The 9,195-nt window shown below is 39.7% G+C and carries 9 protein-coding genes; 1 reads left to right on the top strand and 8 read right to left on the bottom strand.

Translation table 11 applies throughout. From position 1 onward, the window contains the following. Positions 1-5: 5 nt before the first annotated feature. From rfbB to HY841_08340, 8 genes are all read right to left on the bottom strand, one after another. Positions 6-1,058, bottom strand: a complete 1,053-nt coding sequence (gene rfbB / locus HY841_08305; GenBank protein MBI4930749.1) for a dTDP-glucose 4,6-dehydratase — start codon at positions 1,056-1,058, stop codon at positions 6-8. Positions 1,059-1,061: 3 nt separating this feature from the next. After that, entirely contained in the window at positions 1,062-2,348 is a 1,287-nt protein-coding gene (locus HY841_08310; GenBank protein ID MBI4930750.1) for a nucleotide sugar dehydrogenase, read from the bottom strand. 35 nt (positions 2,349-2,383) lie between these two features. After that, positions 2,384-2,782, bottom strand: a complete 399-nt coding sequence (locus tag HY841_08315) for a four helix bundle protein (protein MBI4930751.1) — start codon at positions 2,780-2,782, stop codon at positions 2,384-2,386. Positions 2,783-2,820: 38 nt separating this feature from the next. Next, positions 2,821-3,840 carry a Gfo/Idh/MocA family oxidoreductase gene (locus HY841_08320; GenBank protein MBI4930752.1) on the bottom strand — a complete coding sequence of 340 codons (1,020 nt, stop codon included), beginning with the start codon at positions 3,838-3,840 and terminating at the stop codon, positions 2,821-2,823. A 65-nt stretch (positions 3,841-3,905) separates the two neighbouring features. Further along, positions 3,906-4,475: an N-acetyltransferase gene (locus tag HY841_08325; protein ID MBI4930753.1), complete on the bottom strand. Its 570-nt coding sequence runs from the start codon at positions 4,473-4,475 to the stop codon at positions 3,906-3,908. 267 nt (positions 4,476-4,742) lie between these two features. After that, positions 4,743-5,012 (bottom strand): acylphosphatase, encoded by a 270-nt coding sequence (locus tag HY841_08330; GenBank protein MBI4930754.1) that lies wholly within the window; start codon positions 5,010-5,012, stop codon positions 4,743-4,745. 314 nt (positions 5,013-5,326) lie between these two features. Then, on the bottom strand, positions 5,327-6,331 hold the full coding sequence (locus tag HY841_08335; GenBank protein MBI4930755.1) for an SDR family oxidoreductase: 1,005 nt from the start codon (positions 6,329-6,331) through the stop codon (positions 5,327-5,329). Positions 6,332-6,661: 330 nt separating this feature from the next. Then, entirely contained in the window at positions 6,662-8,281 is a 1,620-nt protein-coding gene (locus HY841_08340; protein ID MBI4930756.1) for a PD40 domain-containing protein, read from the bottom strand. A 72-nt stretch (positions 8,282-8,353) separates the two neighbouring features. On the opposite strand from HY841_08340, the gene pdxH reads away from it, so the two are divergent. Next, positions 8,354-8,974, top strand: a complete 621-nt coding sequence (gene pdxH / locus HY841_08345) for a pyridoxamine 5'-phosphate oxidase (GenBank protein MBI4930757.1) — start codon at positions 8,354-8,356, stop codon at positions 8,972-8,974. Positions 8,975-9,195: the final 221 nt, after the last annotated feature.

Below are 9,195 nucleotides of genomic sequence, written 5' to 3' on the forward strand. Positions count from 1 at the left end.
AAATGTCATCTTTTGACATATTGCTGCTCATAATATTTCTGATAATCTCCGCTCGTTACATTCTTCAGCCATTCTGCATTGGCAAGATACCAGTCAACAGTTTTTTCCAATCCTTCTTCAAACTGAAGCGAAGGTTTCCATCCGAGTTCTTTCTGAAGTTTTGATGAATCAATTGCGTAGCGTAAATCATGACCAGCACGGTCTTTCACAAATGTTATCAGCTTTGCTGATCCGCCAGAATTGCGATTCAGTTTTTTATCCATGATTTTGCAAAGCAGAATTATCAAATCAATATTTTTCCATTCGTTGTTTCCACCAATGTTGTAAGTCTCTCCCTGTTTTCCTTTATGAAAAATAATATCAATCGCGCGAGCATGGTCTTCCACAAAAAGCCAGTCGCGAATGTTTTCGCCTTTTCCGTAAACAGGAACAGGTTTGTTGTTCTTAATATTATATATCGCCAACGGAATTAATTTTTCTGGGAAATGATACGAGCCGTAATTGTTCGAGCAATTGGAAATTACAACAGGCAATCCAAACGTGTCATGATACGCTCTCACAAAATGGTCGGAGCTTGCCTTGCTTGCGGAATAAGGACTGTGCGGATCATAACTTGTTTCTTCAGTGAACAAACCTGTTTCACCAAGCGAACCATAAACTTCATCCGTAGAAACATGGTAAAAAAGTTTTGATTTAGTTTCTTTCCAACTGTGTTTTGCAGCGTTGAGGAGCGTAACCGTTCCGATAACATTTGTTTTCACAAACTCCATCGGGTTGGAAATGCTTCTGTCCACATGACTTTCTGCAGCAAGATGAATTACGTTATCGAAATTATTCTTCTCGAAAAGTTTATGAATCAAATCCGCATCACAGATATCTCCTTTAACAAATTCATAATTTATTTTTTTCTCAATGTCTTTCAGATTAGCAAGATTGCCAGCGTAAGTGAGCTTGTCAAGATTCACTATTTTGTAATCGGAGTATTTGTTTACGAACAAGCGCACCACATGACTTCCGATAAATCCTGCACCGCCTGTTATGAGAATTGTTTTCGCCATTTCTTAAAGCGACCAGTAATTAATGTTCTTGATTTTTTCCCTATACATTCCTTTTACATCAACGAGAACTCCTTTTGGAGAAAGAATGGATTGAAAATATTTTTCATCCAGTTTTTTGTAGCCCTGGTGATTTACCGCAATGATTACTCCATCATAATTTTTTCCAAGCTTACTCAAACCAAAACCGTATTCGTGTTTTAACTCATCTGAATCAGCGTGCGGGTCAATCACATCAACTGTTACACCGAAGGAAATTAGTTCCTTCACAATATCTGCCACTTTCGAATTACGGATGTCGCTCACATCTTCTTTAAAAGTTGCACCCATCACCAGCACCTTAGATTTAGAAATATTTATTCCTTCAGCAATTATTTTCTTTACAAGATTTTTTGCCACATAAAATCCCATCGAGTCATTCACATATCTTCCTGAATTAATCACGCGCGCATGATAACCCAGCGATTCAGCTTTGTGCGTAAGATAATACGGGTCAACACCGATACAGTGCCCGCCAACAAGTCCGGGAGAAAATTTTAGAAAATTCCATTTTGTTCCCGCTGCTTCCAATACATCAAATGTATTGATTCCCATTTTGTTGAAAATGATAGAAAGTTCATTCATCAGAGAAATGTTCACATCGCGCTGGGTATTCTCAATTATTTTTGCAGCTTCAGCAACTTTTATAGATGGGGCTTTATGCGTTCCGGGTTCTACAATTATTTCATAAACTTTAGAAATATTTTCCAACGATTCTTCATCACACCCTGAAACAACTTTCAGGATTTTAGTAATCGTATGCTCTTTATCTCCGGGATTAATTCGTTCAGGTGAATAGCCAACTTTAAAATCTTTTTTGAATTTTAATTTTGAATATTGTTCCAGAACCGGAATACAATCTTCCTCGGTGCAGCCGGGATAAACAGTTGATTCGTACACCACATAATCTCCATTCTTCAAAACTTTTCCTACAGAGGTTGATGCGCCAAGCAATGGTTTTAAATCCGGAAGGTTGTGCTCGTCAATAGGAGTGGGAACAGCAACGATGAAAAATCTTGCTTTCTTTAAAACATCTAGTGACGCAGTAAATTCAATATCACATCCATCAAAATCTTTTTTCGTGAGTTCATTACTCGGGTCAATTCCCTTCTTCATCAGGTCAACGCGCTTCTGGTTGATGTCAAAACCGATGACTTTTATTTTTTTCGCGAAAGCAAGTGCAATCGGCAATCCAACGTAACCGAGGCCGATAACTGCAAGCGTTGCTTTTTTATTTTTTAATTCCTGATACATGAAAACGTTTGTAGTTTGTAGTTAATTGTTTGTGGTTATTTCTCTCGTTTGAATTTTTCACCTTTATGCTGAGAATTATTAAGGTAATTAATAAGACTGCCAGACTTAGCAATAATTGTTTCAGCAAGTTCGTAATTTTCTTTAAACTCAACTTGTGAAATATATTTCCAATCTAATGCTCTGTAAAGTTGTGACTGTACTTCATTTGCAGAACCAATTGCATATCCCAAAAAGATTACAAATTCTCTATTCCCTCCCCTTCCAAAACCCTCAGCGATATTATCCATTACGGAACCACTTGCATCTTTTATTTGATTCTTAAATCCAAAATCTTTGACAAATGCTCCCTTTTCAGTCAGTGTAAAAATTAAATCAGATAACTGTCTGGCTAATTTCCAGCATTCCAAATCTTCGAATTGTTTAATTGTAGCCATAATAACTCCCCAACAACAAACCACAAACTACAAACGATTTAACTTTTCCTGTTTGGTTTGCGAAAAGAATATATTCTTTCAATCATGTCAACTACTTTCATTCCTTCCAATGCGTTTGTCGTAATTGTATTTTTCCCTTTCAGCGTTTCAACAACATTCTCAATTAAGAAATGATGATTGTTTGCCGAGCCTTTATAACCGCCATAGTCATTTGCCGGAGCAGTTTCTTCTAATTTCGGCAGCGTGTAATCTTTTATGTGGCAGACTTCTACTTTGTCCATGTATTGTCCGCCAACTTTCACGCTTCCTTTACTGCCGACAACTGTAATACTGCTTTCTAAATTTTTATCCCACACCGAAGTAGAATAGTTGATAGAACCCAATCCTCCATTCATAAAACGAAAATTCACAAAGCCGCTGTCTTCAAATTCGGTGAGCGATGCATGATTGAAATCGGAAAACTTTGCCTGTATGTCGGTGATGTCTCCAAAAAGCCAGTAGAGCAAATCTATCCAATGAGAAAACTGCGTGAACAAAGTTCCGCCATCGAGATGCTGCGTTCCCTTCCATGAATCTTTTTTGTAATACCGCTCATCGCGGTTCCAGTAGCAATTTAACTGCACCATGTACGTATCTCCGATTATTTTCTTCTCCACAATTTCTTTCAGCCAAATGCTCGGAGGAGAATATCGGTTTTGCATCACGCAGAAAACCTGTTTGTGCTTTTGCAATGCTTTTGAAATTATCTGCTCACAATCCTGCCGGTGGAGCGCCATTGGTTTTTCAAGAACTACATGCTTATTTACATCAAGCGCTTTCAGAGAATGTTCTGCGTGCAATCCGCTGGGCGTACAAATATTTATCACTTCAACTTCAGGATGACATTTCAATAATTCGTCAATGGAAGAATAAAATTTTTCTTTCAAATCATTCAGCCCGAGTTTTTCTTTCGGAAGAATATCACACACTGCCACGAGTTCTGTTTCAGGATTTCTCCGAAGCATTTCTGCATGTCGTTTTCCAATATGTCCTTGCCCGATTACTGCGAATTTTATCATAACCGTTTGTGGTTTGTGGTTTGTGGCTTGTGGTTTGAACAACAAACGACAAACAACAAACCTTTCTACAACTTTTTTACTAATCCTTTTACTAGTCTATATTTTTCTTTCGACTCTTGACAAATTGCTACTCCTTTCTTAAAGTTCAAACGATGCCCGTATTCGCTCATCCACCCGATTTGCTTTGCAGGATTTCCAACCCACAATGAATACGAGGGAATATCTTTTGTAACAACTGATCCGGCACCGATGAAAGCAAATTCTCCGATATTATTTCCGCAGACAATTGTGGCGTTTGCTCCAATGCTCGCGCCTTTTCCTACATGTGTTTTTGCGTATTGATTTTTTCTCACCACTGCGCTGCGCGGATTGGTAATGTTCGTAAACACCATAGATGGTCCAAGGAAAACATCGTCATCGCATGTAACGCCTGTGTAAATGGAAACATTATTCTGCACTTTCACATTATTGCCAAGAATAACTTCAGGAGAAACTACCACATTCTGCCCTATATTACAGTGCTCGCCAATCACGCAGTTGGGCATGATGTGAGAGAAGTGCCAGATTTTGGTTCCCTTTCCGATTTTGCAGCCACCGTCAATGATGGCAGAAGGATGTGAGAAATATTCAGCCACAGATTACACTGATTAGCACAGATTAATATATATGATTGATAAGAGAGGCAAAGATAATATCTTCCATGAGAAACAAAACGCAAATGCTATCGTGCGCTGTATAACAAAATGAACTAAATAAAATAAGGTAATAAGGTTTTGTGTTGTCGTTCAATTTGATTTTTCTACTAAGGTTTTCAAAGAAGGGCATTTAACCTTAGTAGAAATATTGAACAACTAATTTTTAAACCTTATTATCTTATTCTTAAAAACTGTGCATTTTTGACTCTATTGTGTAATTTCAAACGAGGAAAAGTTTTTTATTTCTCCTGCGGAAAATTTCACATCTGCAACAACCGCTTGTGGCGGACCTTTCCTGCACCACTGAACTAATTTATTCAGTTGCTGTTCTGTTCCTTCTGCTTCGATATAAACATTTCCATCAGGTTCGTTTTTTACAAACCCCTTTATGCCGAGTTTAATTGCTATTTCAATAGTTGACTGGCGGTAAAAAACCCTTTGCACTTTTCCTGAAACGGTGATATTAAAATGTGTCATTAAAAATGTTTCCGACTTATTGTTCGACTCCTTAGGAGTCGCAAGATGGATAGATAGAATTATGCTATTCTATTCATATACGACCCCTTCGGGGTCGCAACATGAATAGGTAGAACTATGCTATTCTGAAACGGTAATGTTAAAATGTTTCATCTCTATTAATTGGAAAGATGAAAGATTGGAAGAATGCTCCGAAGGAGTCCCTTCGGGAGAAGAATGGGAAACAGCCATCAACCCTTAACCTCGTAGGATTAAAATTATCCAACGGGGTAAACCATCAGCCCTCCAACCTTTCATCCTTCCAACATTCCAGTTTACTTTACATAGCTCTCAAAACTCTTGTGCTCCACTTTTCTTAAATCTTCTGACGAAAGCGATTTGAAATAGTCAAAAGTGATTTTCAATCCTTTGCTTCGAGAAACTTTCGGTTCCCATCCTAATAATTTTTTCGCCAGAGAAATGTCGGGCTGCCGTTGCTTCGGGTCATCCTGCGGAAGCGGTTTGTAAATCATTTTTTGTTTTGTGCCGGTGAGTTTGATTATTTCTTCTCCGAATTCTTTTATGGTAATCTCATTCGGGTTACCGATGTTCACAGGAAGAGAATAATCGCACAGGAGCAAACGGTAAATTCCTTCCACCAAATCATCTACATAACAAAATGATCGTGTCTGGCTTCCATCTCCAAACACGGTTAAATCTTCTCCGCGCAATGCCTGCCCGATGAAAGCGGGAAGAACTCTTCCATCATTCAACCTCATGCGCGGACCGTAGGTGTTGAAAATTCTGACGATGCGTGTTTCTAATTTGTGATACGTGTGATAAGCCATTGTGATTGCTTCGGCAAAACGTTTTGCTTCATCGTAACATCCGCGGGGACCGATGGGATTTACGTTGCCCCAATAATCTTCTGCCTGCGGATGCACGAGCGGGTCGCCATACACTTCAGAAGTGGAGGCGATGAGGATGCGGGCGTTTTTATTTTTTGCAAGTCCGAGCAGATTATGTGTTCCGAGCGAACTTACTTTCAATGTTTGAATCGGTATCTTCAGATAATCAATGGGTGAAGCGGGCGAAGCGAAATGCAGAATGTATTTTAAATCTCCTTCAATGGAAATGTGTTTGGTTACATCGTGTTCAATGAATTGGAAAGAAGCCCCCCCACCCCCCGAAGGGGGGATTCGGAACAGGTGTTGAATATTTTTTTTATCGCCCGTGATGAAATTATCCATGCCGATAACGTGAAATCCTTCCTTTATATATCTATCGCAAAGGTGTGAGCCGAGGAAACCTGCTGCTCCGGTGATGAGAACTCTGTTCATGTTATTAATTCGATATAAATATTAGTGATTGAAGGTGAGAGGAAGAAAAATATGCTGTTATTGCGTATTTTTCAGATATATTGTTAGTCGGACGAGTTGTACTGTTAGTCGCACAAGTTATCCGACTAATCGGACGAGTTGTACTGTTAGTCGCACAAGTTATCCGACTAATCGGACGAGTTGTATTGTTAGTCGCACAAGTTATCCGACTAATCGGACGAGTTGTACTGTTAGTCGCACAAGTTATCCGACTAATCGGACGAGTTGTACTGTTAGTCGGATGAGCTATATTGACAGGATTAAGGTCTATAATTTCTCCGAAATTATTCATCAATTTTTCTTCAGTTTTATATTCTTTGTTACTTCGGGGCTGAATTTCAATACTTCGTCAAAGATATTTATGTCTTCAGTATAAGGTGTGTATCCGTCTGCTTCCACTTTCATGGTCCATTTTCCGGGCGTGAGTGACATGATGTAATAACAGTTGCTCGGATCGGGAATATAAACTCCGTGAAGCTCATTGTTTGTGCGGTCAACAATTTCAATTTTAGCGCGGCTGATTTTGCTCAGCGTATCGGCACTGGTAATGTATCCTTTGTAAATGGTTTCTTTAGCTTCCACATCCTGAAGTATCACTCTGAAAATATCCAAATCTCCCTGCCCGCCTTCGCGCATGGTGGAGAGGTAGGCAATTCTTCCACCGGAAGTAAAACTAATGCTCAAATCATCATCGGAAGTATTGATGGGGTAGCCCATGTTTTTGGGCGGAGACCATGACTGCCCTTCTTCATCCCAAACCGATTTGAAAATATCAAAACCGCCCATGCTTGAATGCCCCTGCGAAGCGAAGTAAAGCGTTTTGCCATCTTCAGAAAATTGGGGGAACTCTTCTTTGTATTTTGTGTTGATGTTTGAACCAAGATTTTTCGGTTCGCTCCATTGCCCGTTAGGAAGTTTTCGGGAAACATAAATATCGGTTTCGCCATAATTGGGATTGTCTGATGTTCCGGGGCGGCTGCTTGCAACGAGAAGAACTTCTTCTTCGGTGAGTTGATTTTTCCAGATGGAAGCCGAAGTTTCCATTCCTGCATTGATGCTTTCGGGAAGCCGTTCAGGTTTAAGCCAAGGCATTTTATTATTCAGTCTGCGCGAAATCCAGATATCGCCAAACACATCAATATGGTCAATATAAAAAAGCATAATGGTTCCATCATCCGAAACATCCACCACTTGCTCGTCCAGATTTGTGTTCACCACATTGCCGATGCTCTGCGCCTTTCCCGCTTTGCCTGCTTTTATTTCCACAGAAAAAATATCGGAAGGATACAAGCCATCGAACTCGGGCATTTGAGCGGTGGGGCTTTTTCTGCGTGTAGTAAAATACAAAAGAGATTCATCGGGGGTAATGATAGGATAGAAATCAGGAAACTCGCTGTTCACCGCCTTGCCCAGGTTTTCAAACGTAACATTCAACGGGTGTTTCACCAGTTCTGATCCGTTATGGCATTGTTCAATCAGGCGGTTCACATTTTCAATCTGAGTTTTATCTTTTGTTTTTTCCTTGAACTTATTGTACGCTTTTATGGCATCATCAAAACGGTTGGCGGAGTGATAGGCATTTCCTAAATCGAGCCACACATCATCGGGATACTTTTCCTGCTTGATGATAAATTCAAGATGCGGAATTGCTTTTGCCTTGATGGAGTTGGAGAGAAGATAACTCTGGGCGATTTTCTGATTGTACTCTACATTGTTCGGTTCTTTTTTCAGCAGAAGCGTATACACTTTTATGGCAGCGGAATAATTATGCTTGTCAAAAAAATCTTTGGCGCCATCAGGGTCGGCTTTGAAAACGGTGGGCTGTGCAAATGACAAATGACAAATGACAAATGACAAATGACAAATAAAAACCAAACAGCATAATTTCTTATTTCGTATTTTTCGTATCATTTCGTTTTTCAAGGATTGACAAAAGTATAAAGTAATACATTTGCCTAAGCAAAAAACATTCCACAGCAAGCGATGAGCGAAGATTCAACAAAACCGATTCTGGATATCTCAACCGTTGAAAAGAACCCGTTTCTGCAATTTGAAAAATGGTATGGAGAATCTTATAAGATTTCGGGAGAAGATGCCAGCGCAATGACGTTGGTCACCGCTTCAGGAAAACAACCGAACGCCCGAACGGTTTATCTGCGCGGCTCTGACAAAAAAGGATTCTGGTTTTTCACGAATTATAACAGCCGGAAAGGAAATGAGCTTGCAAAGAATAAAAATGCCTGCCTGCTTTTTTTCTGGCCACGGTTACTCCGGCAGGTGAAAATGCTGGGGCATGTGGAAAAACTACCGGCTAAGGAATCGGACAACTACTTTGATGCACGCCCGCGCGAAAGCCAGATAGGCGCATGGGCATCTCCGCAAAGCAAACCCATTCCCAATCGCGAAACGCTGGAAGCATGGGTGGATGAATACACAAAACTATTTGAAGAAAAAAAAGTTTCCCGTCCGAAACATTGGGGAGGGTTCCGGTTTGTTCCTTCTTATTTCGAATTCTGGTATGGCAGAGAAAGCCGTTTGCACGATAGGGTTTCTTTCACAAAACAAAAAAACGGGAAGTGGAAAACGGAACGGCTGTCACCATAAAAAAAGTCCCAAGTCCTAAATTCCAAGGAACAGCCGAAGAAAATGCAATGGCTGTTTTCTTGGGGCTTGATGCTTGGGACTTTATTAGACATCTTTCATAATTCAAATAAGAAAAAAATATCTGCCACTAAATCACTAAAACACGAAAGAAACACTAAAAATTCTTTTGTGAAATTTTGTGTCTTTGTGTTTTTGTGGCATAAAATGAATTATGAAAGAAA

The organism is Bacteroidota bacterium (assembly GCA_016213405.1).
GTDB lineage: Bacteria > Bacteroidota > Bacteroidia > Palsa-948 > Palsa-948 > Palsa-948.